29 protein-coding genes are annotated in these 26,183 nt (G+C 71.9%); 18 read left to right on the forward strand and 11 right to left on the reverse strand.

The genetic code is table 11. From position 1 onward, the window contains the following. The first annotated feature begins 28 nt into the window (after positions 1 to 28). The 4 genes from MUY14_RS31595 to MUY14_RS31610 all read left to right on the forward strand — a co-directional run bounded on the left by MUY14_RS31595 (position 29) and on the right by MUY14_RS31610 (position 5,485). Positions 29 to 199 (forward strand): hypothetical protein, encoded by a 171-nt coding sequence (locus tag MUY14_RS31595; RefSeq protein ID WP_247014554.1) that lies wholly within the window; start codon positions 29 to 31, stop codon positions 197 to 199. Positions 200 to 308: 109 nt separating this feature from the next. Next, positions 309 to 2,573: a M4 family metallopeptidase gene (locus MUY14_RS31600; protein WP_247014555.1), complete on the forward strand. Its 2,265-nt coding sequence runs from the start codon at positions 309 to 311 to the stop codon at positions 2,571 to 2,573. A gap of 85 nt (positions 2,574 to 2,658) precedes the next feature. Next, a complete protein-coding gene (locus tag MUY14_RS31605; protein WP_247014556.1) occupies positions 2,659 to 4,263 on the forward strand; it encodes a M28 family metallopeptidase in 1,605 nt (534 codons plus the stop codon). A gap of 169 nt (positions 4,264 to 4,432) precedes the next feature. Continuing rightward, positions 4,433 to 5,485 (forward strand): chitinase, encoded by a 1,053-nt coding sequence (locus tag MUY14_RS31610; RefSeq protein WP_247014557.1) that lies wholly within the window; start codon positions 4,433 to 4,435, stop codon positions 5,483 to 5,485. A 42-nt stretch (positions 5,486 to 5,527) separates the two neighbouring features. Here the strand turns inward: MUY14_RS31610 and MUY14_RS31615 are convergent, their stop codons facing one another. Further along, a complete protein-coding gene (locus tag MUY14_RS31615) occupies positions 5,528 to 6,334 on the reverse strand; it encodes a DUF3152 domain-containing protein (protein ID WP_247014558.1) in 807 nt (268 codons plus the stop codon). 228 nt (positions 6,335 to 6,562) lie between these two features. On the opposite strand from MUY14_RS31615, the gene MUY14_RS31620 reads away from it, so the two are divergent. Beyond that, positions 6,563 to 7,030, forward strand: coding sequence for a hypothetical protein (locus tag MUY14_RS31620; RefSeq protein ID WP_247014559.1), 468 nt, complete (start codon positions 6,563 to 6,565; stop codon positions 7,028 to 7,030). Between the two features lie 3 nt (positions 7,031 to 7,033). Here MUY14_RS31620 and dapE read toward each other — a convergent pair whose 3' ends face one another. Next, a complete protein-coding gene (gene dapE / locus MUY14_RS31625; RefSeq protein WP_247014560.1) occupies positions 7,034 to 8,104 on the reverse strand; it encodes a succinyl-diaminopimelate desuccinylase in 1,071 nt (356 codons plus the stop codon). A 23-nt stretch (positions 8,105 to 8,127) separates the two neighbouring features. Between dapE and MUY14_RS31630 the strand changes: the two genes are divergently transcribed. From MUY14_RS31630 to MUY14_RS31645, 4 genes are all read left to right on the forward strand, one after another. Next, complete coding sequence (locus MUY14_RS31630; protein WP_247014561.1) at positions 8,128 to 8,556, forward strand: hypothetical protein; 429 nt, start codon at positions 8,128 to 8,130, stop codon at positions 8,554 to 8,556. A gap of 28 nt (positions 8,557 to 8,584) precedes the next feature. Next, positions 8,585 to 9,571 (forward strand): 2,3,4,5-tetrahydropyridine-2,6-dicarboxylate N-succinyltransferase, encoded by a 987-nt coding sequence (dapD, locus tag MUY14_RS31635; RefSeq protein WP_247014562.1) that lies wholly within the window; start codon positions 8,585 to 8,587, stop codon positions 9,569 to 9,571. A gap of 28 nt (positions 9,572 to 9,599) precedes the next feature. Continuing rightward, positions 9,600 to 10,538 (forward strand): CHAD domain-containing protein, encoded by a 939-nt coding sequence (locus MUY14_RS31640; RefSeq protein ID WP_247014563.1) that lies wholly within the window; start codon positions 9,600 to 9,602, stop codon positions 10,536 to 10,538. A 915-nt stretch (positions 10,539 to 11,453) separates the two neighbouring features. Next, a complete protein-coding gene (locus MUY14_RS31645) occupies positions 11,454 to 11,630 on the forward strand; it encodes a hypothetical protein (RefSeq protein ID WP_247014564.1) in 177 nt (58 codons plus the stop codon). Here the strand turns inward: MUY14_RS31645 and MUY14_RS31650 are convergent, their stop codons facing one another. Beyond that, complete coding sequence (locus MUY14_RS31650; protein WP_247014565.1) at positions 11,631 to 13,046, reverse strand: FAD-dependent monooxygenase; 1,416 nt, start codon at positions 13,044 to 13,046, stop codon at positions 11,631 to 11,633. Positions 13,047 to 13,127: 81 nt separating this feature from the next. Between MUY14_RS31650 and MUY14_RS31655 the strand changes: the two genes are divergently transcribed. Continuing rightward, entirely contained in the window at positions 13,128 to 13,745 is a 618-nt protein-coding gene (locus MUY14_RS31655) for a TetR/AcrR family transcriptional regulator (RefSeq protein ID WP_247014566.1), read from the forward strand. Here the strand turns inward: MUY14_RS31655 and dapC are convergent. The 3 genes from dapC to MUY14_RS31670 all read right to left on the reverse strand — a co-directional run bounded on the left by dapC (position 13,739) and on the right by MUY14_RS31670 (position 15,430). Continuing rightward, positions 13,739 to 14,830, reverse strand: a complete 1,092-nt coding sequence (dapC, locus tag MUY14_RS31660) for a succinyldiaminopimelate transaminase (RefSeq protein WP_247014567.1) — start codon at positions 14,828 to 14,830, stop codon at positions 13,739 to 13,741. The two genes, MUY14_RS31655 and dapC, sit on opposite strands and share 7 nt — an antisense overlap. Beyond that, complete coding sequence (gene fdxA / locus MUY14_RS31665; RefSeq protein ID WP_086680320.1) at positions 14,827 to 15,147, reverse strand: ferredoxin; 321 nt, start codon at positions 15,145 to 15,147, stop codon at positions 14,827 to 14,829. Before fdxA ends, dapC begins: the two co-directional genes overlap by 4 nt. A gap of 109 nt (positions 15,148 to 15,256) precedes the next feature. Continuing rightward, positions 15,257 to 15,430, reverse strand: a complete 174-nt coding sequence (locus MUY14_RS31670; protein ID WP_247014568.1) for a hypothetical protein — start codon at positions 15,428 to 15,430, stop codon at positions 15,257 to 15,259. Between the two features lie 59 nt (positions 15,431 to 15,489). Here MUY14_RS31670 and MUY14_RS31675 point away from each other — a divergent pair, with 59 nt between their 5' ends. From MUY14_RS31675 to MUY14_RS31705, 7 genes are read left to right on the forward strand one after another with little or no spacing between them, the layout of a single operon-like run. Next, entirely contained in the window at positions 15,490 to 16,269 is a 780-nt protein-coding gene (locus tag MUY14_RS31675) for a GNAT family N-acetyltransferase (RefSeq protein ID WP_247014569.1), read from the forward strand. Next, the gene (gene cofD, locus MUY14_RS31680; protein ID WP_247014570.1) at positions 16,266 to 17,255 is read left to right on the forward strand and encodes a 2-phospho-L-lactate transferase; all 990 of its coding nucleotides are present in this window, start codon (positions 16,266 to 16,268) and stop codon (positions 17,253 to 17,255) included. Before MUY14_RS31675 ends, cofD begins: the two co-directional genes overlap by 4 nt. Then, the gene (locus MUY14_RS31685; RefSeq protein ID WP_247014571.1) at positions 17,191 to 18,585 is read left to right on the forward strand and encodes a coenzyme F420-0:L-glutamate ligase; all 1,395 of its coding nucleotides are present in this window, start codon (positions 17,191 to 17,193) and stop codon (positions 18,583 to 18,585) included. Before cofD ends, MUY14_RS31685 begins: the two co-directional genes overlap by 65 nt. Next, positions 18,582 to 19,127, forward strand: coding sequence for an NUDIX hydrolase (locus MUY14_RS31690; protein WP_247014572.1), 546 nt, complete (start codon positions 18,582 to 18,584; stop codon positions 19,125 to 19,127). The genes MUY14_RS31685 and MUY14_RS31690 overlap by 4 nt, the downstream gene beginning before the upstream one ends. 28 nt (positions 19,128 to 19,155) lie before the next feature. Beyond that, entirely contained in the window at positions 19,156 to 19,737 is a 582-nt protein-coding gene (locus MUY14_RS31695; protein ID WP_247014573.1) for a hypothetical protein, read from the forward strand. Next, positions 19,734 to 20,099 carry a GntR family transcriptional regulator gene (locus tag MUY14_RS31700; RefSeq protein WP_247014574.1) on the forward strand — a complete coding sequence of 122 codons (366 nt, stop codon included), beginning with the start codon at positions 19,734 to 19,736 and terminating at the stop codon, positions 20,097 to 20,099. Before MUY14_RS31695 ends, MUY14_RS31700 begins: the two co-directional genes overlap by 4 nt. Position 20,100: 1 nt before the next feature. After that, entirely contained in the window at positions 20,101 to 20,382 is a 282-nt protein-coding gene (locus MUY14_RS31705; protein WP_247014575.1) for a hypothetical protein, read from the forward strand. A 7-nt stretch (positions 20,383 to 20,389) separates the two neighbouring features. Here MUY14_RS31705 and MUY14_RS31710 read toward each other — a convergent pair whose 3' ends face one another. Together MUY14_RS31710 and MUY14_RS31715 are read right to left on the reverse strand one after the other, a co-directional pair. Beyond that, positions 20,390 to 21,286, reverse strand: coding sequence for a DNA-3-methyladenine glycosylase (locus MUY14_RS31710; protein WP_247014576.1), 897 nt, complete (start codon positions 21,284 to 21,286; stop codon positions 20,390 to 20,392). A gap of 3 nt (positions 21,287 to 21,289) precedes the next feature. Further along, entirely contained in the window at positions 21,290 to 22,378 is a 1,089-nt protein-coding gene (locus MUY14_RS31715) for a sugar phosphate nucleotidyltransferase (protein ID WP_247014577.1), read from the reverse strand. A gap of 142 nt (positions 22,379 to 22,520) precedes the next feature. Here MUY14_RS31715 and MUY14_RS31720 point away from each other — a divergent pair, with 142 nt between their 5' ends. Beyond that, entirely contained in the window at positions 22,521 to 22,973 is a 453-nt protein-coding gene (locus MUY14_RS31720) for a hypothetical protein (RefSeq protein WP_247014578.1), read from the forward strand. Here the strand turns inward: MUY14_RS31720 and MUY14_RS31725 are convergent. From MUY14_RS31725 to MUY14_RS31735, 3 genes are all read right to left on the reverse strand, one after another. Further along, complete coding sequence (locus MUY14_RS31725; RefSeq protein ID WP_247014579.1) at positions 22,970 to 23,827, reverse strand: glycosyltransferase family 2 protein; 858 nt, start codon at positions 23,825 to 23,827, stop codon at positions 22,970 to 22,972. The genes MUY14_RS31720 and MUY14_RS31725 overlap by 4 nt on opposite strands. A 67-nt stretch (positions 23,828 to 23,894) precedes the next feature. Beyond that, complete coding sequence (locus tag MUY14_RS31730) at positions 23,895 to 25,025, reverse strand: glycosyltransferase family 1 protein (RefSeq protein ID WP_247025338.1); 1,131 nt, start codon at positions 25,023 to 25,025, stop codon at positions 23,895 to 23,897. 72 nt (positions 25,026 to 25,097) lie between these two features. Next, positions 25,098 to 26,174 carry a glycosyltransferase family 1 protein gene (locus MUY14_RS31735; protein ID WP_247014580.1) on the reverse strand — a complete coding sequence of 359 codons (1,077 nt, stop codon included), beginning with the start codon at positions 26,172 to 26,174 and terminating at the stop codon, positions 25,098 to 25,100. Positions 26,175 to 26,183 lie beyond the last annotated feature (9 nt).

Genomic DNA, 26,183 nt, shown 5'->3' on the forward strand with positions numbered 1-26,183 from the left:
TTTTCCTTTGCAGCACTAACGATTCCCGATGATCGAGATCGTCCGGCGATCGGATGGTGTCGGGGACAATCCCTACGAAAGTCGTTCCGGCACGGAACACGTCGTGAATCCCCTGCTGCGGCGGGCTTTGTACGAATTGATCCGAGAATCCGGAACGCGGCGTTGGTCCGTTCGGCGCATTGACGCCCAGATCCGCTGATCCTTTACTCGGATGCGTCCGGACGCATACCTGCTGTTAGCCCACCGGACACGTCTCCCCTCTTTCCCTTACCGGACCTCGATTCTGCCTTCGTGAAAGGTTGACCTCGATGACCCATCGTGGGTTCAGGACGGGCTTGGCGGCCGCCGCCGGGTTCGCCATGACGCTCGCGCTACCGGTGACCCCGGCGAGCGCGACTCCCCAAGCACAGCCCGCAGCTCCGGACGTGGCCGCGGCCCGCGCGGCCGACCAGGCCGCCGCGACCGGCCTCGACGCGCTCAAGCGCGGCCCGGCCGAGGCGTTCCAGCGCGTCGGCCTGACCGCCGGTGGCGGCGGTCTGTTCTACGGCGCCTACCAGCGGACCTACCAGGGCCTGCGGGTCGTGGGCGGGGACGCGGTCGTCGTCGCCGACGGGGCCGGGCGGGTGCGCGGCACCAGCGCCGCCGAGACCGCTCCGATCGCCGTCGGGACGCAGGCACTCGTCGACGCCGCGAAGGCCGCGGCCACCGCGCGCGCCCAACTGGCCACTGTGGACAGTGTGAGCACGCCGGAGAAGGTCGTGCTGGCCGGGGCGAGCCCGAAGCTCGCGTACGAGGTCGTCGTCGCCGGGCGCACCGCCACGGCACCGAGCAACCTGCACGTGTTCGTCGACGCCGCGACCGGCGCGGTGCTCGACAAGCGGGACGACGTCAAGACGTTCTCCCCGGGCGCCCGGACGCAGGCCCAGCCCGGCACGGTGAACGTCGCCGGCACCGGGAACAGCTACTACGTCGGCAACGTCTCCATCGACACGACGCAGTCCGGCAGCACGTACACCATGCGCGACCCGGGCCGCACCGGCATCAGCTGCGGCCGCGAGGGCGGTTCCGTCTACAGCGGCCCGGACAACGCGTGGGGCAACGGCACCGGCACGGACCTCGAGACCGGCTGCGTCGACGTGCTCTACAGCGTCCAGACCGAGTGGAAGATGCTCGCCGACTGGCTGGGCCGCAACGGCATCAACGGCAGCGGCACCGGCTACCCGGCTTCGGTCGGCCTGGCCGACGTCAACGCCTACTGGAACGGTTCTTCGACCCACTTCGGGCACTCGCAGGACAACCAGCGCCAGGCCACCTCGATGGACGTCGTCGGCCACGAGTTCGGCCACGGCATCTTCCAGTTCACCCCGGGCGGTGCCGGTTCCGGCAACGAGAACGGCGGCATGAACGAGTCGACCGGTGACATCTTCGGCGCGCTGACCGAGGCGTACGCGAACAACGCCAAGGACACCCCTGACTACGAGGTCGGCGAGGGCGTCAACCTGGTCGGCCAGGGCCCGATCCGCTACATGTACCAGCCGTCCAAGGTCGGCGACCCGAACTGCTACTCGTCGTCGATCCCGAGCACCGAGGTGCACGCGGCCGCCGGCCCGCAGAACCACTGGTTCTACCTGCTGGCCGAGGGCTCGAACCCGGGTGGCGGCAAGCCCACCAGCCCGACGTGCAACAGCTCCAGCGTCACCGGTGTCGGCATCCAGAAGGCCGGCAAGATCTTCTACAACGGCCTCCTGAAGAAGACCTCGTCGTGGAACCACAAGGCCGCCCGCAAGGCGACCCTCGAAGCCGCGATCGCGCTCTTCCCGGGCAGCTGCACCGAGTACAACGCCACCAAGGCCGCGTGGGACGCCGTCTCCGTCACCGCCGCGGCCGGTGAGCCGACCTCGTGCAGCGGCGGCGGCGCGGACTACTCGGTCGCGCTGAACCCGGCTTCGGGTTCGGTGCAGCCGGGCGCCTCGGCGACCACCACGCTCAGCACCGCGATCACCTCCGGCGCGGCGCAGTCGATCACGCTGTCGGCGTCGGGTCTCCCGGCCGGCGCGACCGCGTCGTTCAGCCCGGCGACGATCCAGTCCGGCGGCAGCTCGACGCTGACCATCGCGACGACCGCGTCGACCCCGACCGGCAGCTACCCGATCACCGTCACCACCGACGGGGCCACCACCGACCACACGGCGCAGTACACGCTGACCGTCGGGACGACGTCCTCGTGCGCCCCGGTGACCAACTCGACGCGTCTCGACATCCCGGACTACCCGGCGAGCGCGGTCAACAGCTCCAGCACCGTCAGCGGCTGCGCGCGCAACGCGTCCAACGCCACCAAGGTCGAGGTGCACATCACCCACACCTACCGCGGTGACCTGGTCATCGACCTCGTCGCCCCGGACGGCACCGCCTACCGGCTGAAGAACTCCAGCAGCGACTCGACCCCGAACCTCGACACCACCTACACCGTCAACGCTTCTTCGGAAGCCGCGAACGGCGCGTGGCAGCTCCGCATCCGAGACGTCGGCCCCGCCGACACCGGTTACCTGTCCTCCTGGACGTTGACCGTGTAGCAATCCCCACCCCGTGAAGGCCGCACCAGCCCGGTGCGGCCTTCACGGCCGTTCTCCCCAACCCCCATCGAAGGAACTCACCGCCATGAAGTGGAAGAGCAAACTCGGCGCCGGGGTCACCGCCCTGGCCGCCGTGCTGGGTGTCGTGACGGCTCCGGCGGCCACCGCCGCACCGGTCACCGCGCTCGCCGCGCCGGACATCTCGCTGGCCAACATCAAGACCCACCTCAACCAGCTGCAGACCATCGCCAACAACAACGGCGGCACGCGCTCGCCGCGTGGCGCGGGCTACGCGGCCTCGGTGTCCTATGTGGAGAACCTGCTCAAGAACGCGGGCTTCACCACCACGCGCCAGACCTGCACCAGCTGCATCGGCCAGTCGCAGAACCTGATCGCCGAATGGCCGCAGGGCGACGCGAGCCAGGTCATCATGCTCGGCGCGCACCTCGACTCCGTCAGCGCCGGCCCCGGCATCAACGACAACGGCTCCGGCAGCGCGTCGATCCTCGAAACCGCGCTGACGCTGGCCCGCACCAACCCGGCGATGGCCAAGCGCGTCCGCTTCGCCTGGTGGGCCGACGAAGAGTCCGGCCTGGTCGGCTCGAAGTACTACGTCAACAACCTGCCCAGCAGCGAGCGCACGAAGATCAAGACCTACCTCAACTTCGACATGATCGGCTCGAAGAACTGGGGCTACTTCGTCTACGACGACGTCGCTTCGGTCAAGGCGATCTTCGACGAGTACTTCTCCTCCATCGGCATCCAGACCGAGGGCGACAGCGAAGGCGACGGCCGCTCCGACCACGCGTCCTTCAAGAGCGCGGGCATCCCGGTCGGCGGCCTGGCCACCGGTGCCGGCGACATCAAGAGCTCGGCGCAGGCGCAGAAGTGGGGTGGCACCGCGGGTGCGGCGTTCGACAACTGCTACCACCGCGCCTGCGACACGACGTCGAACATCCCGGACGCCCCGCTGGAGAAGAACTCCGACGCGATCGGGTACGCGCTGTGGAAGCTGGCCGTGGCCACCACGCAGGGCAACGACTTCTCCGTCAGCCTGAACCCGACCGCCGGCACCGTCCAACCCGGACAGTCGCTGCAGGTCGCCGTGGGCACCGCGACGACGTCCGGCTCGGCCCAGTCGATCTCGCTGTCCGCCTCCGGCCTGCCCGCGGGCGCGACGGCGTCGTTCAGCCCGGCCACCATCTCCTCGGGCGGCTCGTCGACGCTGACCATCTCGACGTCCTCGACCACCCCGACCGGCACCTTCCCGGTCACGGTGACGGCCGACGGCGCGAACGCCGACCACACGGCGACGTTCTCGCTGGGCGTCGGGACGTCGTCGTGCGCGCCGGTGACCAACGGCTCGCAGCTGACCATCCCGGACTACCCGGGTGCCGCGGTGAGCAGCACGGCGAACGTCGGCGGCTGCGCGCGCAACGCGTCCAACGCCACCAAGGTCGAGGTGCACATCACCCACACCTACCGCGGTGACCTGGTCATCGACCTCGTCGCCCCGGACGGCACGGCGTACCGGCTGAAGAACTCGAGCAGCGACTCGACGCCGAACCTCGACACCACCTACACCGTCAACGCTTCCTCGGAAGCCGCGAACGGCACGTGGAAGCTGCAGATCAAGGACGTCGGCCCGGCCGACACCGGCTACCTGTCCTCCTGGACGCTGACCGTCTGACCCACCCCGGGGGCGGCACTTTCACGTGAAAGTGCCGCCCCCAGGTCCGCACTTTCACGTGAAAGTGCGAGTTGTCTAGACCACCCGTTCGTAGGTAGTCACCGGTTCCCCGTGGCGCTTATCTTGATCGGACACGCCGCGTTCGCCCTCAACGACGATGGGAATCGGTATGTCCGGTCGCAGAACCCGCCTGTTCGGAACCCTTCTGGCAGCGGCGCTGGCCGTCCCGCTGCTCGTGTCGGCCCCCGCGCAGGGGGCGGTGCAGGCCGACACGTGCGCGGTGAAACCGCGGCCCGCGGGCAAGGTCCTCCAAGGCTACTGGGAGAACTGGGACGGCGCCGCGAACGGCGTCCACCCCGGCATGGGCTGGGTCCCGATCACCGACGCCCGCATGGCCCAGCACGGCTACAACGTCATCAACGCCGCGTTCCCGGTGATCCGGTCCGACGGGACCGTGTTGTGGGAGAACGGGATGGACGCCGGCGTCAAGGTGTCGACGCCGACCGAGATGTGCGCGGCCAAGGCCGCGGGCGCGACGCTTCTGATGTCGATCGGCGGCGCGGCCGCTGGTATAGACCTCTCGTCGTCGACGGTGGCCGACAAGTTCGTCGCCACGGTCGTGCCGATCCTGAAGCAGTACAACTTCGACGGGATCGACATCGACATCGAAACGGGGCTGACCGGCAGCGGGAACATCAAGACGCTGTCGGCGTCGCAGTCGAACCTGATCCGCATCATCGACGGCGTGCTCGCGCAGATGCCGGCGGGCTTCGGGCTGACGATGGCGCCCGAGACCGCGTACGTGACCGGCGGCAGCATCACCTACGGCTCGATCTGGGGCGCGTACCTGCCGATCATCAAGAAGTACGCGGACAACGGCCGGCTGTGGTGGCTGAACATGCAGTACTACAACGGATCCATGTACGGCTGCTCCGGGGATTCGTACCAGGCTGGGACCGTGCAGGGCTTCACCGTGCAGACGCAGTGCCTCGACAAGGGCCTCGTGGTGCAGGGCACGACGATCCGCGTCCCGTACGACAAGCAGGTGCCGGGGTTGCCGGCGCAGCCCGGCGCGGGTGGCGGGTACATGTCGCCGAGCCTGGTTTCCCAGGCGTGGCGGTCGGTTCCGGGCCTCAAGGGCCTGATGGACTGGTCGATCAACTGGGACGGCTCGAAGGGCTGGACCTTCGGCGACAACGTCAAGTCCCTGCAGGGCCGGTAAGACCTCGTGAGTGTTCGGGCGGGTTGGAACCCGCCTGAACACTCAGGAGTCGCCGGCGGGAATGGGGTCGTCGTACTCGCCCGGCGGGCCGGCGTACTCGCGGGCGCCGTCCGGGAAGGGCCAGGGGTTCGGGACGCAGCCGTGCAGCCCGAGCGTCTGCTGCTCCATCACCGGCGCCGCCTTGCCGGGGCCGGGGCACAGCTCGTGGCCCTGCCCGAGCCGGTGCCCGGTCTCGTGCGTGACCATGTACTGGCGGTAGACGTCCAGCGGGGCCCCGTAGTTCGGCACGGCGTTGGCCCAGCGGGCGACGTTGAGCACGACGTTGCTGCCGTTGCGGCAGGACGTGTAGCTGTCCGCGGTCCCGCCGCACAGCCTGTCGCGGCTGGCGGGAGTGGCCAGGTAGATCGTGAAGTCGGCGCTGTCGGCCGGCCCGACCTGCTGCAGCCGCCACTGCCCGCCGGCGGTCCAGCCGCGCGGGTCGCCGAGGATGCCGCGGATCTTCTTCGCGAAGTCGGCGGGCCCGACGCCGTCGATGTCGGTCTCGAGCGCGATCCGGTACCGCATCAGCCGGCCCTGGGTGCCGGCGACCTCGTCGCTGCCGGGGGTGAACATCCACTGCCCGGACCCGGTCCGCGGGAAGGTGATGGCGACTTCGACGGGCGCGGCCTGCGTCACGGGCACCGCAGGCTCATCGGGCGGCGGCGGCAACGCGGTGGCCTCCCCGATGGCCATGACCACGGGCCCGGCCGCGGGCGCGGCCACGGGCTGCTGCTCACAGGCGGTGAGCACCCCGGCCACCGCCAAAGCGAGCACAGCGGTAACCGCGGCCCGTCCGGCGGTTTTGGGCATGGATCCTCCCCAGGTGCGGCTTTCACCAGGGAGTACGGGCGGGAAGCCGGAAAAGTTGCGGTGACCTGTGGCGACGGAGCGTCACCGCAGCTCAGCACCCATGGGTGTGACGACAGCCACAAAATCCACGAGAACACGAAAAGCGACAGTTGATCACTTTGAGTAACGCTCACTCGGCCCCTCGCGACTACCCCGTAGTCAAACCGCCCGAGCGAGGAGAGCTTCGACGTGTCAAGTCCGGACTGGTGGGTCACGATCGTGGCCGCGGGCGTACCCGCGGTGGCGGCCGTCAACGCGGCGATCATCGCGAGCCGAGCTTCGAAAGCCGTTCGCCGCACCGAGATCAAGGCGCAGCAGGTACGCGACCTCGAGGAGCGCGTCCACAGCAAGAAGCACGAAATCTACGAGCCCATGCTGACGACGTTCCAAAAGCTCCTGACGGAGTCGCCGCCGGTGGGCGCCGAGGCGGAAGAGGCACTCAAGCGCATCCGCGACTTCTCGACCTGGGTGCTCATCTACGGCTCCGACGAAGCGATCGCCGCTTTCCGCAGGTTCAAGCAGGGTCCCCACAACCCCGGGACCGACATGTGGCAGCTGTACGCGGACTTCATCCTCGCCGCCCGCAAGGACCTGGGGTACCCGGAAACCGGCGTCAGCCACGAACACGTCGTCGGCCTCTACAAAGCCGACGCCTGAAGCTCAGCCCAGGAACTTGCGGAGCACTTCCGTCACCTGGCGGATCTCCGCCGTCCGGACGTTCTCCTGCTTCGTGTGCGCCAGCGTCGGGTTGCCCGGGCCGAAGTTCACCGCCGGCATGCCCAGCGCCGCGAACCGCGCCACGTCCGTCCAGCCCAGCTTCGCCGCCGCGCGGCCGCCCGCTGCCTTCACCAGTTCCGCGGCCGCCGGGGCGGACAAGCCGGGGAGGGCGCCCGGGGAAAGGTCCACAACGGACAGTTCGTAGCCGTCGAAGACCTCGCGCAGGTGGCGTTCCGCGGCTTCCGGCGAACGGTCCGGGGCGAAGCGGTGGTTCACCGTCAGGACCGCCGAATCCGGGACTACGTTGCCCGCCACGCCGCCGGTGATCGCCGTCGCCTGGAGGCCCTCGCGATACGTCAAGCCGTCGATGTCGACGATCCGCGGCTCGTACTCCGCCAGCCGGCGCAGGGGCCCGGCCAGCGCGTGGATCGCGTTCTCCCCCATCCACGCCCGCGCCGTGTGCGCGCGCTTGCCGGAAAACCGCAGTTCGACGCGCATCGTGCCCTGGCAGCCGGCCTCGATGACGCCGTTCGACGGCTCGCCGACGATCGCCAGGTCGCCCGCCAGCCATTCCGGCAGCTCGCGCTCGATCCGGCCCAGGCCGTTCTTGGCCGCCTCGACCTCTTCGTTGTCGTAGAACACGAAGGTGACGTCGTGCCGAGGCGACGGCAGCGTCGCGGCCAAGTGCAGGAAGACGGCGTCGCCGCCTTTCATGTCGACCGTGCCGAGGCCGTGCAGCACCTCGTCGTCGCCGGTGCCTTCGCGCCGCGAAGGGAAGTTGCCGTTCTCCGGCACCGTGTCCAGGTGCCCGGCGAGCACGACCCGCGAACCGCGGCCGAGGTTGGTGCGGGCGAGGACGGCGTCGCCGTTGCGGACGACCTCCAGGTGCGGTGCCTGCTCCCGGAGCGCTTCCTGCACCAGCGTCGCCAGTTCGGCCTCGGACCCGGACACGCTGAAGACGTCCACGAGGGCCGCGGTCAGGTCGACAGGGTCGGCGTGCAGGTCGAGGCTCATGGCCCGCACGCTACCGTGGGGGTGTGCGTAGGTTCGCGGTCGCGGTCGGCGGCTCTCTGCTGGTCCTCGTCCTGTCCGGCTGCGGCAGCGAAGCCGGCCCGACCCCCAAGCAGGGCGGCGAGCCGGGCCCGGACGCGCTCCCGACGAAGCTGACCGCGCTGACCGCCGACCAGTGCTTTGCCAGCCCGCGCACCCAGCTGCCCAAGGGCTGTGAGAAGTACGTCACGGAGGTCGCGAACGTCCCCGGTTCGGCTCGCAAGCGCGCCGACGACCGCGACCCGCAGCTGGTCGCCGAGGCGGACAAGCTCCAGCAGGCGGTCGGCGAGTTCCGCGGCGCCGGCTGCACCACCGTCGCCGACCCGGGCGGCGCGTGCACGCAGGCGCTGGTCGACGTCGCCGCCGCGCTTTCGGGTCTGAAGAAGCAGGTAGACGCCCGGCCCACGAGTGGTTGATCCGCGTCACTCCACTACGGTGGTGGCCGTGAGCGAGCAGAGCCCGAACCCCGAAACGACCGGCGCCAGCGGCGTCGGGCTGGCCACCGTCGCGACCGACGGGACGGTCCTCGACACCTGGTACCCGCAGCCCAAGCTCGTCGAAGGCGGCAGCAGCAAAGGCACCGAGCGCCTGAGCGCGGAGAAGGCCGCCGAACTGCTCGGCGAGGCCGCCGCGGCGCTGCTCGGCCCGGACACCGACCGCGGGGTCGAGGTCGTCGCCGTCCGGACCACGATCGGCAAGCTCGCCGACACCCCGGCCGACACGCACGACCTGTACCTGCGGCTGCACCTGCTCTCGCACCGCCTGGTCCGCCCGCACGGCCAGAACCTCGACGGCATGTTCGGCCTGCTGGCCAACGTCGTGTGGACCAACCACGGCCCGTGCCCGGTCGAAGGCTTCGAGTCGACGCGGCTGCGGCTGCGGGCGCGCGGCCCGGTGACCGTCTACAGCGTGGACAAGTTCCCGCGGATGGTCGACTACGTCCTGCCGTCCGGCGTCCGGATCGGCGACGCGGACCGCGTCCGGCTCGGCGCGCACCTGGCCGCCGGCACCACGGTCATGCACGAGGGCTTCGTCAACTTCAACGCCGGCACGCTCGGCGCGTCCATGGTCGAGGGCCGGATCTCGGCCGGCGTGGTCGTCGGCGACGGCTCGGACGTCGGCGGCGGCGCGTCGATCATGGGCACGCTCTCCGGCGGCGGCAAGGAGACGATCTCGCTGGGCGAGCGCTGCCTGATCGGCGCCAACGGCGGCATCGGCATCTCCCTCGGCGACGACTCGGTCGTCGAGGCCGGCCTGTACGTGACCGCGGGGACGAAGGTCGTCGTCGACGGCAAGGTCGTGAAGGCCCTCGAGCTCAACGGCATTTCCGGCGCGGTGTTCCGCCGCAACTCGAGCACCGGCGCGGTCGAGGTCGTGCCGCGAGCCGGCACCGGCGTCGAGCTGAACGCGATGCTGCACGCCAACGACTGACGCTGCGAATTCACCTACCATTCATGGGGTGACCACCGAATCGTTGCCTCGCACCCCGGCCGAGCTGGGCCTGCCGGACGCACCGGTGGAAGCCGGGCCCGCCGATCCGGCCGCGCACCACGTGCGGGCCAAGCTCGACCGGGAGATCCGCCTCCTGCTCGCGTACGAGGCCGGGACGCGCTCCGGTGCCGATCCCGAGGACCTGCACCAGATGCGCGTCGCGCTGCGGCGGATGCGCAGCGTGCTCAAGCTGTCCGGCGGGCTGGTCGGCGACGGCGCCGAGCCGGTGCGCGCGGAGCTGGGCTGGCTCGGGCAGTCGCTCGGCGAGGTGCGTGACTTCGACGTCCTGATCGGGCACCTGCGCGAGGTCATCGCCGACTTCGAGGTCCGCGACCAGGCCGCCGGGCACCGCCTGGTCGCCCGGTTCGTCACCGAGCGCGCGACCGCGAAGCGGCGGCTGACCAAGGCGCTGACCAGCACCCGCTACTCGACGCTGCTGCGTGAGGTCAGCCTGCTGACCCGCGACCGCGAAGCACCGGCCGCGGCGGCGGCCGAGACGCACGACCTGGTCGCGGGGCTGGCGAAGCCGCACCGCAAGCTCGCCAAGGCCGTCCGCGCGCTGCCCGCCGACCCGCCGGACGACGACCTGCACGCGTTGCGCATCCACGGCAAGAAGCTGCGCTACGCGGCCGAGCTGGCCCAGACGTCGGCGAAGAAGAAGCGGGCGAAGCGGATCAAGGCCCTGATCAAGGCGACGCGCGACTTCCAGACCGTGCTCGGCGACCACCAGGACGCGGTGATCGCGGCCGAGCGGATGCGCTCGGTGCTGGCCTCGGCCGACGGCGAGGTCGGCTTCGTCGCCGGCCGGATCGCCGAGCGCGAGCTGGCCCGCCGCGCCGAGGCCCGCGCGGCCTGGCATGCCTCCTGGACCGCCGTCGACACCGCCGCCCGCGCCCTGCACGCCTGACCGGACGTCATGAACGACCCGTTCATGACATCCGGCGCGGTGAACGACTCGTTCATGACGTTCCGCCAGGCCGGACCGACTGAACGGCTTGCGAAACGCCGCCGGACCGGCGAGCCCGCACACGAGTAAGCGCGAATCCCCAGCCGCGCACGACTACCGAGATGCCATGAACGACCCGTTCATGACATCCGGCGCGGTGAACGACCCGTTCATGACGTTCCACCAGGCCGGACCGACTGAACGGCTTGCGAAACGCCGCCGGACCGGCGAGCCCGCACACGAGTAAGCGCGAATCCCCAGCCGCGCACGACTACCGAGATGCCATGAACGACCCGTTCATGACATCCGGCGCGGTGAACGACTCGTTCATGACGTTCCGCCAGGCCGGACCGACTGAACGGCTTGCGAAACGCCGCCGGACCGGCGAGCCCGCACACGAGTAAGCGCGAATCCCCAGCCGCGCACGACTACCGAGATGCCATGAACGACCCGTTCATGACATCCGGCGCGGTGAACGACTCGTTCATGACGTTCCGCCAGGCCGGACCGACTGAACGGCTTGCGAAACGCCGCCGGACCGGCGAGCCCGCACACGAGTAAGCGCGAATCCCCAGCCGCGCACGACTACCGAGATGCCATGAACGACCCGTTCATGACATCCGGCGCGGTGAACGACCCGTTCATGACGTTCCACCAGGCCGGACCGGCCAGTGAGCAGCACCGCCAGGCCTCCCGAACGGCCTGCCGGACGTCACCGGACCGGCGGGTCCCCATTCGAGTAAGCGCGAATCCCCAGCCGCGCACAGCTACCGAGACGTCATGAACGACCCGTTCATGACGTCCGACGCGGTGAACGACCCGTTCATGGCATTTCGACCGCCCCCGGGACCGGCACCGCAGCCCTAGGCTAGGGCGATGGAGACCGCGCTGACCCTGGCCATCGGCGGCGTCGTCCTGCTCGTCCTGAGCATCCTCACGGCCGGCGTCCTGGCCGGCCGCCGGGTGCGGCGCGGGCGGAAGCGCGGCCGCTACCCCTACCGTGCGAAGCCGAACGGCACCTACGACAACTCCACGCACACCGGGATGTCGTGATCAGGCGATCGACCAGACGTACCCGTCCGGCCGGATGAGCACCCTCCGCCCGGCTGAAGCCTCGTAAGCCGCGTACGCGTGGCCGCCCTCGTCGATCAGCGCGTCCGGGGTGGGGGCGCTGCCCGCCGGCAGGATCCGGTACGCCGGTTCGGCCGACGCCGGCCCGTCCCCGAACACCAGCTCCGTCGCGTGCGGGCCGCGGAACAGCTCGAACAGCCGCACGCGCTTGCCGTTCGCGTCGGACAGCGGTGCGTCCGGGGCGCGGTCGCCCGGGCGCAGCGTGCCGGTCCCCGCCGGGGACAGCGGGCCGCCGCGGTAGTTGACGTCCAGCTGCTGCGTCTCCTCGCCGCGCCGGTGGGCGTCCTCGTCGCCGTCGACGTACTTCCGCATCAGCTCCGACGAGATGCCCAGCACGCGGGCCGCGTTCGCGCGCCGCTCGGGCTCGTAGCTGTCGAGCAGCTCCGGTGATCCGTCGGCGAGCTTCCAGCCCAGGTTGTAGCCGTCCCCGATGCCGGTGTTGAGGCCCTGGCCGCCGGTCGGCGGGTGGACGTGCGCCGCGTCGCCGGCCAGGAAGACGCGGCCGTCGCGGAACCGCGCGGCCAGCCGGACGTTCGGCCGCCACACCGTGGACCAGGCCAGGTCGGACAGCCGGACCGTGCCGCCGCTCAGCGCGTCGAGCCGCGCCTGGACCGCGGGCAGCGCCGTCTCGACGTCGGTCTCGCCGTCGCCGAGCGGGGCGCCGAACTGGAAGTGCGGCGTCCCCGGCAGCGGGCTGAACATCATGCCGCTCATCGGGTCTTCCGGCGTCGCGAACCAGTGGCCGTAGGCCCGGTCGAGGCCCTCGGCGCGGACGTCGCCGAGCAGCATCCGGATCGACTCGTCCGTGCTGCCCTCGAACGCGATCCCCAGCGCCTTGCGCACGAAGCTCTTGCCGCCGTCCGCGCCGACCAGGTAGGCCGCGCGGACGGTCTCGCCCGTGCTCAGCGTGGCCGTGACGCCGTCAGCGTCCTGCTCGAACCCGGTCAGCCCGGTGTTCAGCTCGACGCGCACGCCGAACTCGGCCAGCCGGTCGCGCAGGATGCCCTCGGTCTGCGACTGGCCGAGGAACCAGCCGGTCGGGTACGGCTTCGACGGCGTCGGCTCGACCGGGTCGAACATCATCCGCTCGCCGACCACCTCGCCGCCGAGGTGGATCTTCATCGGCACCGGCGCCGCGCCGGCGGCCAGCACCGTGTCGAGCACGCCGAGGTCCTCGAAGACCTCCAGCGTGCGCGGCTGCATGCCGTCGCCGCGCGAGCCGACGAAGTACGTCTCGGCCTTGTCGACGATCCGCACGGCGACGTCGCGCCGCGCCAGTTCGATGGCCAGGGTCAGCCCGGTCGGTCCGGCTCCCGCGATCAGCACCCGTGTGTCCATGTCATCCTCTCAGTGAATTGCGATTCAGTGAATCTAGATTCAGAATGGCGCTGCTAGCGTCCCGTGTCAAGGGAGGTGCCGATGACGGCGACGAGCCGCAAGGAGAAGGCCGCGGAGACGGAGGGCGCGCTCAAGGCCGCGGCCAAGCGCGTCTTCGCGCGCAAGGGCTACCTGAACACCAAGATCACCGACATCACCACCGAGGCGGGCCGGTCCGCGGGGTCGTTCTACAACCACTTCGCGGGCAAGGAAGAGCTGCTCGAAGCGCTCATGGCCGACATCGCGGCGTCCGGGGACGAGAGCGCCGAGCGCGAAGACCACCTGACCGACTTCAGCGACCCCACGGCGGTGCGCTGGCACGTCAAGCAGTACTGGGAGTTCTACCGGGACAACGCCGCGACCATGCTGGCCCTGCGGCAGGCGGCGATGGTCAGCGAGACGTTCGCGAGCACGCTCGCGCGGTTCGGCGCGTCCCAGGCCGCCGACCTCGACGACCACCTCGCGCACATCACCCGCGCCGGGCTGAAGCTGCCCACGACGCCGGACCGCTGCGGGATGCTGATGTACAACCTCGTCGACGCCTTCGCGGCGACGTGGCTGCACGGCTCACCGCCGGGCTGGACCCCGCCGTCCGACGAAGAGGCCGTCGAGCTGCTGACCCGGTTCGTCTACCGCGGCCTGACCGGCCGGGACTACTGAGTGAGCCGCTCCACGGCGGCGTCGACGCGCTCGTCGGTCGCGGTCAGCGCGACGCGGACGTGCTTGCCGCCCTTCGGGCCGTAGAACGTGCCGGGCGCGACCAGGATGCCGCGTTCGGCCAGCCAGGCCACCGTGACGTCGGCGTCCTCGTCGCGGGTCGACCAGAGGTACAGGCCGGCCTCGGAGTGGTCGACGCGGAACCCGTTGTCCTCCAGCGCCTTCCGCAGGACGAGCCGGCGACGCGCGTAGCGCCCGCGCTGGGCTTCGAGGGCCTCGTCGTCGGTCAGCGCGGCGACCATCGCCTCCTGGACCGGGCGCGGCACGATCATGCCCGCGTGCTTGCGGATGTCGAGCAGCCGCTTGACCAGGCGGGGGTCACCGGTCAGGAACCCGGCGCGGTAGCTGGCCAGGTTCGCCGACTTCGACAGCGAGTGCACCGCGAGCAGCCCGTCGGTCCGGCCACCGGAGACGTCCGGGTGCAGGATCGACAGCGGCTCGGCTTCCCAGCCGAGGGCCAGGTAGCACTCGTCGGAGACCACGACGACGTCCCGCTCGCGCGCCCACTCGACGACCTTGCGCAGGTGCTCCACCGGGAGCACCTGGCCGGTCGGGTTGGACGGCGAGTTCAGCCAGATCATCGCCGGCTTCTGCGGGCCGAGCGCGACCGTGCTGTCGGCGCGCAGGATCGACGCGCCCGCCAGCAGCGCCCCGACCTCGTACGTCGGGTACGCCAGCTCCGGGATGACGACCAGGTCGCCCTCGCCGAAGCCGAGCAGGCGCGGCAGCCAGGCCACGGCCTCCTTGGACCCGATCGTCGGGAGCACGGCGTCCGGCTCGATGCCGGTGACCCCGTGGCGTCGCCCGAGCGCCGCGATGGCGGCCGCGCGCAACGCCGGGATGCCGTGCGTCGTCGGGTACCCGGGGATCTCCGAGACCGACGCCAGCGCGTCGCGGATGCCGGCCGGAACCGGGTCGACCGGGGTGCCGATGGAGAGGTCGACGACCCCGCCGGGATGCGCCTGCGCCGTGGCCTTGACCTCGGCGAGCGAATCCCAGGGGAAGTCGGGTAGCGCGACCGGGCTCATTCGCCCTGCGGGGGCAGGGCCTTGATGAACCCCGGGTCGTGCGCGGTCTTGCCCACCTTGGAGGCGCCACCGGGCGAGCCCAGCTCGTCGAAGAAGTCGACGTTGGCCTTGGTGTAGTCCGACCAGTTGTCCGGGACGTCGTCCTCGTAGTAGATCGCCTCGACCGGGCAGACCGGCTCGCAGGCGCCGCAGTCGACGCACTCGTCGGGGTGGATGTACAGCATCCGCTCGCCCTCGTAGATGCAGTCCACGGGGCACTCGTCGATACACGCCTTGTCGAGCACGTCGACGCAGGGCTCGGCGATCACGTAGGTCACTGCGCACTCCTGCTTTTCTCTGCAAACAGCCAGACCGTGCCGACATTACGCGGCAGCGGCACCCGTTCGGTTGGTGAGGCAAGCCTTAGCCATACCCCGGGTATGGAGCTCACCGCTCGCGGCGGCGCGGGGGCGGGGTCGCCCGGGCGTCGCCGGTGATGACGAAGCGGGGCTTGGGGGCCTCCTCGTCGGCCTTCTTCTCCCCGACGGCTCGGTTGAACCCCTCGGAGATCTCGTCGACGAGCTTCTCGTTGTGCCGCTCGTCCTTGCGCTGGATGCCCACGGCCACCTCCTCAAGAAATCCGCTCCGCGACTTTCACCGCCTCGGTCCACAATCTAGCGGTGAACGCACCCGAGACGCTCGAAATCGCCTGCAGCAGAGCATGGCCGCCGGTGGTCGAGGAGTTCGCCGGCGAGTGGCGCCTGCGCTGGGCGGACGGCTTCACCGGGCGCGCCAACAGCGTCCTCGCCGTCGGCGAGCCCGATCGGCCGGTGCCGGAGGCGCTGCGGACGGCGTGTGACTTCGCCCACGATCGGGGGATCCCGCCGATGGTGCAGGTGATCCGCGACAGCCCGAACGAGCATGCGATCGCCGCGGCGGGCTGGGTCCCGGCCACCGCCCACGGCGCCGGCCACGAGGTCGTCGTCCTGACCGCCCCGCTCGAGAAGCCGCACTTTCACGTGAAAGTGCGGCCCCCAGGTGGGCACTTTCACGTGAAAGTGCGGGATGAGCCCTCGGCGGGCTGGTGGGAGCTGGCGCTGGGGTCGGACGCCGACACCGCGGCCGCGCGCGCCGTCCTGACCGGTGGGAAGGTCGGCTACGGCGTCGCGACCGACGGCGAAGTCACGACGGCCGCGGTCCGGGGGGCGCTGGTGGACGGCTGGCTGCACGTCGGACGGCTCGCCGTGCGCCCGGAGCACCGGCGGCGAGGGCTGGCGTCGGCGCTGATGGCGGCACTGGGAACCTGGGGTGTGGAACAGGGAGCGGACCGCGCGGTGTTGCAGGTGGCGGAGGGGAACACGGGCGCGCTCGCGCTCTACGCGGGGCTCGGCTGCGCCCCGCACCACAGATACCGGTACTGGGTGCCCGCACCCGGCTCGTGCGAGGATTCGACGTCGTGAAGATCGTGGTAGTGGTCGGCGGAGTGGGCGGGGCCCGTTTCCTGCTGGGTGTCAAGGCGGCGCTGGGTATGCCGGCGGAAGGTTCCGGGGACTCGGAGCACGAGGTGACGGCGCTGGTCAACACCGGCGACGACGTCTGGATGCACGGGCTGCGGATCTGTCCCGACCTGGACACCTGCATGTACACCCTGGGCGGCGGGATCGACAAGGAACGCGGCTGGGGGCACTCGGGCGAGACCTGGGTGGTCAAGGAGGAGCTGGCGGCCTACGGCGCCGACCCGGACTGGTTCGGGCTCGGCGACAAGGACATCGCCACCCACCTCATCCGGTCGCGGATGCTGCGGGCGGGCTACCCGCTCTCGGCGGTGACCGAGGCGCTGTGCGACCGCTGGCAGCCCGGCGTCCGGCTGCTGCCGATGTCGGACGACCGCGTCGAGACGCACGTCGTGATCGACGACCCGGAGCAGGACGGCCAGCAGAAGGCCATCCACTTCCAGGAGTGGTGGGTCCGGTACCGCGCCGAGCCGAAGGCGCACTCGATCGTCGCGGTCGGCGCCGACGAGGCCAAGCCCGCGCCCGGCGTGCTGGAAGCCATCAAGGACGCGGACGCGGTGCTGTTCGCGCCGTCGAACCCGGTCGTGTCGGTGGGCACCGTGCTGGGCGTGCCGGGGGTCCGGGACGCGCTGCGCGGCGGCAAGTCCCAGGTCGTCGGGGTGTCGCCGATCATCGGCGGCAAGGCGCTGCGCGGGATGGCCGACGCGTGCCTGACCGCGATCGGCGTCGAGACCTCCGCCGAAGCGGTGGGCCGGCACTACGGCTCGCGCAAGGACGGCGGCGTGCTCGACGGCTGGCTGATCGCCGAGGGCGAGACCGCCGACGTGCCGGGCGTGACCGTCCGCGACGTCCCGCTGCTGATGTCCGATGTGGACGCGACCGCGGCGATGGCCCGCGCGGCGCTCGAACTCGCCGGAGCCCCTGTTGAGTGACCACGCTTCCGCCAAGCTGGAGATCCTGCCCGTTCCCGGGCTCCCGGAGTTCCGGCCCGGCGACGACCTGACCGGCGCGATCGTGGCGGCGGCACCCTGGCTGCGCTCCGGCGACGTCCTGGTCGTGACCAGCAAGATCGTCTCCAAGGTCGAGGGCAGGCTCGTCCGCGTGCCGACCGACCCCGAAGCCCGTGACACCGAGCGCCGGAAGCTCGTCGAGCAGGAAGCCGTCCGGGTGGTCGCGCGGATCGCGCGCACGGTGATCACCGAGAACCCGCTGGGCATCGTGCAGGCCGCGTCCGGGATCGACGCGTCCAACGTCGCCGGCGACGAGGTCGCGCTGCTGCCCGCCGACCCGGACGCCTCCGCGCTGGCCCTGCGCAACGGGCTGCGCGAACGGCTCGGCGTCGAGGTCGCCGTGGTCGTCACCGACACGATGGGCCGCGCCTGGCGCGTCGGGCAGACCGACAACGCGATCGGCGCGTCCGGCCTGCGCGTGCTGCACGCCTACCGCGGGCAGATCGACGGGCAGGGCAACGAGCTGGCCGTCACCGAGGTCGCCGTCGCCGACGAGCTCGCCGCGGCCGCCGACCTGGTCAAGGGCAAGCTCGGCGGGACGCCGGTCGCGGTCGTGCGCGGGCTCGCGATCGAGGACGACGGCTCGACCGCGCGGTCGCTCATCCGGCCCCTGGAAGAGGACCTCTTCCGGCTGGGCACCAACGAAGCCATCGCGCAGGGCCGCCGGGAAGCCGTGCCGGCCCGGCGGTCGGTGCGGCAGTTCGCGGACGAGCCGGTCGACCCTGACGCGCTGCGGCGGGCCGTGGGGTCCGCGCTGACCGCGCCCGCGCCGCACCACACGCACCCGGTGCGGTTCGTCTGGCTGCGCGACGGCGGAACCCGCGAGAAGCTGCTCGACGCGATGCGCGAATCGTGGCGGGCCGACCTCTCCGGCGACGAATTCACCGAGGAACAGATCGCGAAGCGGCTCAGCCGCGGCGACATCCTGTACCGGGCGCCGGAAGTCGTCATCCCGTTCCTGGTGCCGGACGGCGCGCACACCTACCGCGACGAACGCCGCAACGCCTGCGAGAAGACGATGTTCACGGTCGCGGGCGGCGCCGCGGTGCAGGGCCTGCTGGTCGCGCTGGCGGCCGAAGGGCTCGGCTCGTGCTGGATCGGGTCGACGATCTTCGCCGCCGACCTCGTCCGGGACGTCCTGGGCCTCGACGAACGCTGGCAGCCGCTCGGCTCGGTCGCGATCGGCGTCCCGCTGGATTCGCCGCCCCCGCGTGGCGAAGTTTCGCCGGGCGAAGGGTTGCTGGAGCTGTGACGTTGCACGCGGACGCCGTCACGACGCTGGATTCGTGGCGGCCGGCCGATCCTTCGCAGGAGTCGCTGCGGCAGGCGTTCCTCGGCTTCCTGGCCGCGCGGGAGGACAGCTGCCGGCGCTCGTGCGCGGCCGGGCACCTCACGGCGTCGGCGGTGCTGCTGGACCACACCGGCACGAAGGTGCTGCTGACGCTGCACCCGCGCGTCGGCCGCTGGCTGCAGCTCGGCGGGCACTGCGAGCCGTCGGACACGTCGCTGGCCGGGGCCGCGCTGCGGGAGGCCACCGAGGAGTCCGGGATGCCGGGGCTGCGGATCTCCGCGGAACCGGTGCACCTGGACGTCCACCCGATCACCTGCTCGCTCGGCGTCCCGACGCGCCACTTCGACGTCCGGTTCGCGGTGCACGCCCCGCCGGGCGCTTCGCCGGTGCGCAGCAGCGAGTCCGACGACCTGCGGTGGTGGCCCGCGGACGCGCTTCCCGAGGGGTCGGAAGATCTCGCCGATCTGGTGAAAGCGGCCGTTCCTGTCGGTGCCGGGCACTAGCCTGGATCGCGGACAGGGAGGGGACCACATGGCCACGCAGTTCCCCGAGCGGGTGCACTACCACTCCGGCAGCGGTGGGGACACCGGGGTGTTCGGGTACATCGTGCTCGGCTTGATCATCCTGGGCGTCATCGTGTTCATCGTCGCGGTGATCGTCCGGGTGTCGAAGATGCGCCGCGAAGAGGCGATGAAGAACAGCGGGCAGTTCCCGAACTTTCCGCCGCAGCAGGGGTTCGCGCCGCCACCGCAGGGTGCTTCGCCGCCGTCGCAAGGGTTCGCGGCGCCGCAGCCGGGGTTCGCGGCACCGCAGCCCGGGTTCGCGCCCGCGCAGCCGGGGTTCGGTTCGGTGCCGCAGCCGGGGTTCGCACCGGTGGGTGCCGCGCCGCAGCCAGGGTTCGCACCGGGGCAGGCGGGTTCCCCGCCGCCGCAAGGGTTCGCGCCGCCGTCGCAGGGTTTCCCGCAGCAGCCCGGCTACCCGCCTTCGCCGCAGCAAGGGTTCCCGCAGCAGCCGGGGTACCCGCCCGCGCCGCAGCAGTACGCGCCGCCGGGGCCGTCCTTCCCGCCGCAGCAGCAGCTGCCGGGTCCGGGCGCGGGACCGCAGAGCTGGTGATCGTCCCCTTCGACAGCAGCTCGCCGGTGCCGCCGTTCGAGCAGGTCCGGTCCGGCTTCGCGGCGCGGATCAACGACCGGAGCCTGGCCGTCGGCACGAAACTGCCGACGGTCCGGCAGCTCGCGGCCGACCTCGGCATCGCCCCGAACACGGTCGCGCGCGCCTACCGCGAGCTGGAAGAAGCGGGGCTGATCGAAACCCGCGGCCGCGCGGGCAGCTTCGTCGCGGCGTCCGGTGACCAGAGCCGCCGCCGTGCCCAGGAGGCCGCTGCGGAGTACGCGAAGATCGCTCGTAAGCTGGGCCTGGATTCCGGCGAGGCACTGTCGATCGTCCGCGCCGCACTCGACGAGGGGACCGCTTGACGTGAGTGTGCTGATGCTGCTGATCCTCCTGGTGGTGCTGGGGGGCATCGTCGGGGTGGTGCTGCTCGTCGTCAACGCGAGCAAGCCCAAGCAGCCGCCGTACCCGCCGCAGTACCCGGGCTACCAGCAGCCGGGATACCCGCCGCAGCAAGGCTTCCCGGGCCAGCAACCCCCGGGCTACCCGCCCCAGCCGCCCTACCCGCCCCAGCAACCGCCGTACCCGGGCCAGCAACCCCCGTACCCGCCCCCGCCCGGCGGCTACCCGCCGCCGCCCCCGCAGTAGCCGGCGCTCACATGGCGCGGTAGTCGCGCAGCTCGATGCGGGGCCCGAAGCGCGGCCGCGTGTGCCCGGCCGCCGCCAGGTACCGCACCGCCCGCTGGCGGTGCGGGGCGTACGGCGCCAGCAGCTCCGCCATCCCGGCGTCGTCGGTCTTCGTGCCCGCCAGCGCGTGCCCGACCATCGACGGGACGTTGTAGTCGCCGAAGCTCACCGCGTCCGGGTCGCCCCAGGCGCGCTGGGCGATCTCCGCGGCCGTCCAGACGCCGATGCCCGGCACCTGGCGCAGCCAATGCCGTCCCTCGAGCCCGCGCAGCTCCACGGCCCGCTCCAGGTGGGGCGCGACGCGGGCGGCGTTGAGCAGCGCCGTCCGGCGCTTGATGTCGACGCCCGCGCGGTGCCAGTGCCAGTCCGGCAACGAGCGCAGCGCCACCGGCGTCGGCGGCACGCGCAGGCGGTCCGGGCCCGGTCCGGGCGCCGGCGCGCCGAAGCGGCGGCACAGCTCGGCCCACGACCGGATCGCCTCCTTGCCGGCGACCTTCTGCTCCAGCACGGCGAGCACCAGCCAGTCCCACACGACACCCGTGGCGCCGAGCCGCAGGCCGGGGTTCGCCCGCCGGGCCCGCGCGACGACGTCGTGGTGCGCGACGAAGCCGGAATCGTCGTCGTCGGCCCCCAGCAGCGCCGGGACGCCGCTGAGCAGCCGGTCCTTGCCGTCGCCCCAGGCCGCGGCCTCGACGCGCCCGTCCGCGTGCCGGCGCAGCGCGAGCGTGCCGGGGCCGTCGGGGGTGTTCATCGCGAGCCAGGTGATCCCGCGCTCGTCGGTGAGGATGTTCTGCGACCCGCGGCCGCGCTTCAGCGGACTCAGGACCTTGCCCAAGTCGACTTCGAACGCGGGACGCCAGAACATCGGCTACGCGTCGCTCGAGAAGCGGATGGCGCCGTCGGGCAGCACGGTGTCAGGCCAGACGCGGGCGCCGTCGAGCAGCTCGCAGCCGGCGCCGACGGACGCGCCGTCGCCCAGGACCACGCCCCGCAGGACCGCGCCGGCGCCGACGCGCGCGCCGTGCCCGAGCACCGAACGCTCGACGATGGCGCCCTCGGAGACGGCCGCGCCGTCGAACAGGACCGAGCCGTCGATCTTCGCGCCCGGGCCGACCACGGCGGCGACGCCGATGGTCGAACCACCGGAGAGCTGGGCGTCCTCGGCCACCGAAGCGCCGTCGAGGACCAGGAAGTCGCCGGGGCGGCCGGGCAGCGCGGACGTCGGCGCGACGCCCCGCACCAGGTCCGCCGAGCCGCGGACGAACGCTTCCGGCGTGCCGACGTCCAGCCAGTAGGAGGCGTCGATGAAGCCGTGGATGTGCGCGCCCTGCTCCAGCAGCTGCGGGAACGTCTCGCGCTCGACCGACACGCGGCGCCCGGTCGGGATGGCCTCGATCACCGGGCGGCGGAAGACGTAGCAGCCGGCGTTGATCTGGTCGGTCGGCGGGTTCGGCGTCTTCTCGAGGAACGCCTGCACCCGGCCGGTTTCGTCGGTGGGCACCGAGCCGAACCGGCTCGGGTCCGGCACGCGCTGCAGGTGCAGGGTGACGTCGGCCCCGGACTCGCGGTGCACGCGCAGCTGCTCGCCGAGGTCCGAGCCGGAGATGATGTCGCCGTTGAAGACGATCACGTGGTCGGCGCGCAGCTTGTCGTAGACGTTGCGGATGGCGCCGGCGGTGTCGAGCGGTTCCTCCTCGACGACGTACTCGAGGTCCAGACCGATCGACTTGCCGTCGCCGAAGTACTCCTCGAACACCTCCGCCCGGTAGCTCGTCCCCAGCACGACGTGCCGGATGCCGGCCTCGCGGATGCGCGAGAACAGGTGGCTCAGGTAGGGCGTCCCGGCGGTCGGGAGCATCGGCTTCGGCGCCGACAGGGTCAGTGGCCTCAGCCGGGTGCCCTTGCCCCCGACCAGGACGACGGCGTCGACAGCGTCGGTTCGGACCTCGGACGTCACGGAAATCTCCTCCTGTATCACGCACCGCTGAGCGACAAGCCGCGGGAAACCCTGACGGAGGTCGCCCGGAGGGCCTACCCTAGACAGGAAACAGGCGGGCCCCTCCCCAGAGGGCCCCCGGGTCAGTCGGGAGGCCGAGGGGATGGACCCCCGCGATCGGGCGGACGCCCTGCTCGCACGAGCCCAAGCGCGTGGTGTGTTCGTCGTGACACCCGACAGCGCGACGTCACCGATGGACTCGTCGAACACCCAGCAGATCCCGCGCGCGGCGATCGACGGCCTCGACCGGAGCCGGGACCCCGACACGACGACGCAGCTGCCGGCGTCGCTGATCGAGGAGAACGACCACCCGCTGGCCGGCTCGTCCCCGACGCGCCGCCTGGAGGTCCAGGGCGGCCGCCGCCCGCAGCCGACGACGCCGTTGAGCACACCGACGCCGACCACGCCGATGCCCACGCCGCTGTCCCGCCGTCCGCAGGCCGAGCCGATCACGAGCCCGCTGAAGGAGCCCGACCCGGAGGACACCGGACTGGTGCCGACGGTCACGCAGACCAACGGCAAGTCCGACCTGTCCCGCCGGCTCGACGGGATCTAGCGGGTTTCGAGCTTCAGCCGCAGCGCGAGCCCGAGCTTCGTCGCGGCCAGCACGGGCTTCCAGAGCAGCCCCGGGTGCCGGTCGGCGAGGTACTGGTAAGCGCTCGCGTGGTGCGCGGCGAGCATCTTCTTGGACGCCTGCGAGGTCGAGTGCCCGCCGAGGTGCATGACGCCGGCCGAGGGCACGTAGACGTTGAGCCAGCCGGCCTTGCCGAGCCGGTCCCCGAGGTCGACGTCCTCGAAGTACATGAAGTACCGCGAGTCGAAGCCCCCGACGGACTCGAAGGCCTCCCGGCGCAGCAGCAGGCACGACCCGGACAGCCACTCGGCGACGCGCTCGACGGGCGTCCCGGTCTCCTGCCGGTACTGCTTGGTCCAGGGGTTGCCCGGCCAGATCTTCCCGAGCGCGGCGTGCCCGATCCCGCGGCCGAACGAGGGCAGCAGGCGGGCGGAGGGGTAGGTCGTCCCGTCGAGCTCGTGGATCAGCGGCCCGAAGGACCCGCCGCGCGGCCACCGCTTCGCGGCTTCGAGCAGCGTGTCGAGCGACCCGGGCTCCCATTCGAGGTCGGGGTTGGAGATGACGACCCACCCGTACCGGTCGTCCAGCTCGGCGACCCCGCGGTTGCACCCGGTCCCGTACCCGACGTTCTCCCCGATGCTGAGCAGGTGCACGTTCGCCCGCTTCGCGGCCTTCTCGGGAGCCCCGTCGGTGGAGACGGTATCGGCGACGACGACCTGCACGTCGCGATCGGTGGCCTTTTCGAGGGTGTCGAGGAACCGCTCGAGGGTTTCGCCGGAGAAGTACGTCACGGTGACGACGCCGATCTGGTCGCCGTAGCGGGTCTGCTCAGTCACCGGGCCATTGTCCCTTCGTCACGCAGCGCTTCCCCAGCACCCCGGCTCAGGGGCACGCTGAGAGAAATCAGCGGCTGCGCAAGTGCCGTGACCAGGCCTTCCCGTACGCCTCCCGGTGACGCTCCGCCGTCGTGGCCCAGGAAAACTCCTTCGCCCGCTGCTGCGCCGCCGTCGCCAGCTCCGCCCGTCGCCCCGGGTCGGCCAGCAGCTCGCTGATCGCCGACGCCACGTCCCCGGCGCCGACGCCGCAGTACGCCACCGCGTCCCCGCCGACCTCCGGCAACGACAGCCGCCGCGTGGTCAGCACACAGGCGCCGCAAGCCATCGCCTCGAGGACCGGGAGCCCGAACCCCTCCCCCAGCGACGGGTACGCCACCAGCTCGGAACCCCCCAGGAACCCCGCCAGCGTCCCGAACGGCAGGTACCCCGCCCGGATGACCCGCAGCCGGTGCGGCACGGCGTCCAAAGCCCGCTCGACCTGGGTGTCCCACCCCGGCTGCCCGGCCAGCACCAACGCCGGCGCGTCCGGACGCCCCGCCACCGCCCGCGCGAACCCCCGGATCAACGCCGGCACGTTCTTCCGCGGCTCCAACGCCCCCAGAAACGCCACGTACGGCGTCCGCCCCAGCCCGACGGCCGCCCGTGCCGCGGCGATCTCCGCCGGGGACGGTGGGTGGAAGCGTTCCGTGTCGACCCCGTGGTGAATGACTTCCAAAGACGCGTGCCGCACCGGGCCGACGCGGGCCAGCTCCGTCGCCGTCGCCGCCGACGGGACCACGCACAGCGTCGCGCGGCGCAGGGCCGTCGCCGTCCACGCGCGGAAGAAGCGGGCCTTCACCGACGAGTGCAGGACCGCGTCCGTGAAGAACGTCGCGTCGTGCAGCGTGACCACCGAAGCCGCCGACGTCGCGAGCGGCATCGTGTAGTGCGGGGAGTGGACGACGTCCGCGCCGAGGCGGCGGGCCAGCCGCGGGAGGGTCGCCTGTTCCCAGGTCAGGCGCGCCGTGCGGGTGGTCGTCGACGGCGAGGCCGGGACGACGCGTGAGCGCGGTGCCAGCCGATCGTAAAGCTGCAGGTCGCGGGGCTGGCAGACGACCGTGAGCCGCGCGCCGTCCGCGTCCAGGGCGGCGACCAGCGAATCCACGTACCGGCCCACCCCGCCGCGGTCCGCGGGCACCGCGGTCGCGTCGATCAGCACCCGGGGGTCATCGCTCACCCCTGCAGGGTACGGCGGCGACCCTCCGTGCTGGTGGGGAACTGGCAAACCGGGCTAGTCGTGGGCCCGCCGGTGGATCGCCCAGACGGCTTCCGCGGCGCGGCGCCAGGTGAACGCCTTCGCCCGGTCCCGGCCCGCGCGCACCAGCTCCGCCGCGCGCGACGGCGAGCCGAGCACCTCGCGCAGCGCCGCCGCCAACGCCGTGGCGTCGCCGCGCGGCACCGTCACGCCCGCGCCGCCGGCCACCTCGACCAGGGCCGGGACGTCGGTGTGCACCACCGGGACCCCGGCCGCCATCGCCTCCAGCAGCCCCAGCCCGAAGCCCTCGGCGAGGCTCGGGACCGCCAGCACGCTCGCGTGCCGCAACGCGGTCGCCAGCTCCGCGTCCGACACCTTCCCGAGCATCCGCAGCCGCTCCGCCGGGAGGCCGCGCTCGGCGGCCACCGCGACCGGGTCGACGCCGCCCCAGCCCGGCTGCCCGGCGACCACGAGCATCACGCCGTCCAGCGCCGCGACCGCGTCGATCAGCACGTCGATGCCCTTGCGCGGCTCGATCGTGCCGACCGCCAGCACGTACTCGGCGGGCAGCTCCAGGTCCGCTTCCCCGGTGGGCACCCGCACGCCGTGCGGGACCACGCGCACCGGGACGTCGAGGTCGATCAGCACCGCCAGCTCGTCGGCGACCGCCCGCGTCGGCACGACCAGCCCGGACGCCCGCCGCGCCGCGCGGGCGATCATCGACCGGTGCCAGCTGACGCCGCGCGCGGTCAGCGTCTCGGGGTGGGTCCACGGCACGGTGTCGTGCACGGTCACGCTCAGCGTCTTCCCGGCCGGGGCGCGCGGCGGCGCGAACGGCGTCGGCGCGTGCACGGCGTCGCCGCCCGGCCACCAGCGCAGGCCCAGCTGCCACGCGGCGACCAGCCCGCGCGGCGGGATCCGCAGCACCCGCGGGCCCTCGACGCCTTCGAGCTCGGCCGCGGTGACGTCGGCGTGCCGCGCGACGACGCTGGAGACCGACCAGCCCGGCGGCGCGGTCTTCGCGAGCGCGGGCAGCAGCTCGGCCGTGTACCGCCCGGTGCCACCGGGCACGGGCGCGAGGAGCTGCTCGGCGAGCACGACCAGTCTGGGCACGCGGCTATT

The organism is Amycolatopsis sp. FBCC-B4732, from assembly GCF_023008405.1.
GTDB lineage: Bacteria > Actinomycetota > Actinomycetes > Mycobacteriales > Pseudonocardiaceae > Amycolatopsis > Amycolatopsis pretoriensis_A.

What these genes read in the sequence shown, in the direction of transcription:
- MUY14_RS31595 (WP_247014554.1), top strand. Translation starts at nt 29, where the DNA reads ATGATCGAGATCGTCCGGCGATCGGATGGTGTCGGGGACAATCCCTAC.
- MUY14_RS31600 (WP_247014555.1), top strand. Translation starts at nt 309, where the DNA reads ATGACCCATCGTGGGTTCAGGACGGGCTTGGCGGCCGCCGCCGGGTTC.
- MUY14_RS31605 (WP_247014556.1), top strand. Translation starts at nt 2,659, where the DNA reads ATGAAGTGGAAGAGCAAACTCGGCGCCGGGGTCACCGCCCTGGCCGCC.
- MUY14_RS31610 (WP_247014557.1), top strand. Translation starts at nt 4,433, where the DNA reads ATGTCCGGTCGCAGAACCCGCCTGTTCGGAACCCTTCTGGCAGCGGCG.
- MUY14_RS31615 (WP_247014558.1), bottom strand. Translation starts at nt 6,334, where the DNA reads ATGCCCAAAACCGCCGGACGGGCCGCGGTTACCGCTGTGCTCGCTTTG.
- dapE (WP_247014560.1), bottom strand. Translation starts at nt 8,104, where the DNA reads ATGAGCCTCGACCTGCACGCCGACCCTGTCGACCTGACCGCGGCCCTC.
- MUY14_RS31645 (WP_247014564.1), top strand. Translation starts at nt 11,454, where the DNA reads ATGGAGACCGCGCTGACCCTGGCCATCGGCGGCGTCGTCCTGCTCGTC.
- MUY14_RS31650 (WP_247014565.1), bottom strand. Translation starts at nt 13,046, where the DNA reads ATGGACACACGGGTGCTGATCGCGGGAGCCGGACCGACCGGGCTGACC.
- MUY14_RS31655 (WP_247014566.1), top strand. Translation starts at nt 13,128, where the DNA reads ATGACGGCGACGAGCCGCAAGGAGAAGGCCGCGGAGACGGAGGGCGCG.
- dapC (WP_247014567.1), bottom strand. Translation starts at nt 14,830, where the DNA reads ATGAGCCCGGTCGCGCTACCCGACTTCCCCTGGGATTCGCTCGCCGAG.
- MUY14_RS31685 (WP_247014571.1), top strand. Translation starts at nt 17,191, where the DNA reads ATGTGGACGCGACCGCGGCGATGGCCCGCGCGGCGCTCGAACTCGCCG.
- MUY14_RS31695 (WP_247014573.1), top strand. Translation starts at nt 19,156, where the DNA reads ATGGCCACGCAGTTCCCCGAGCGGGTGCACTACCACTCCGGCAGCGGT.
- MUY14_RS31710 (WP_247014576.1), bottom strand. Translation starts at nt 21,286, where the DNA reads ATGTTCTGGCGTCCCGCGTTCGAAGTCGACTTGGGCAAGGTCCTGAGT.
- MUY14_RS31720 (WP_247014578.1), top strand. Translation starts at nt 22,521, where the DNA reads ATGGACCCCCGCGATCGGGCGGACGCCCTGCTCGCACGAGCCCAAGCG.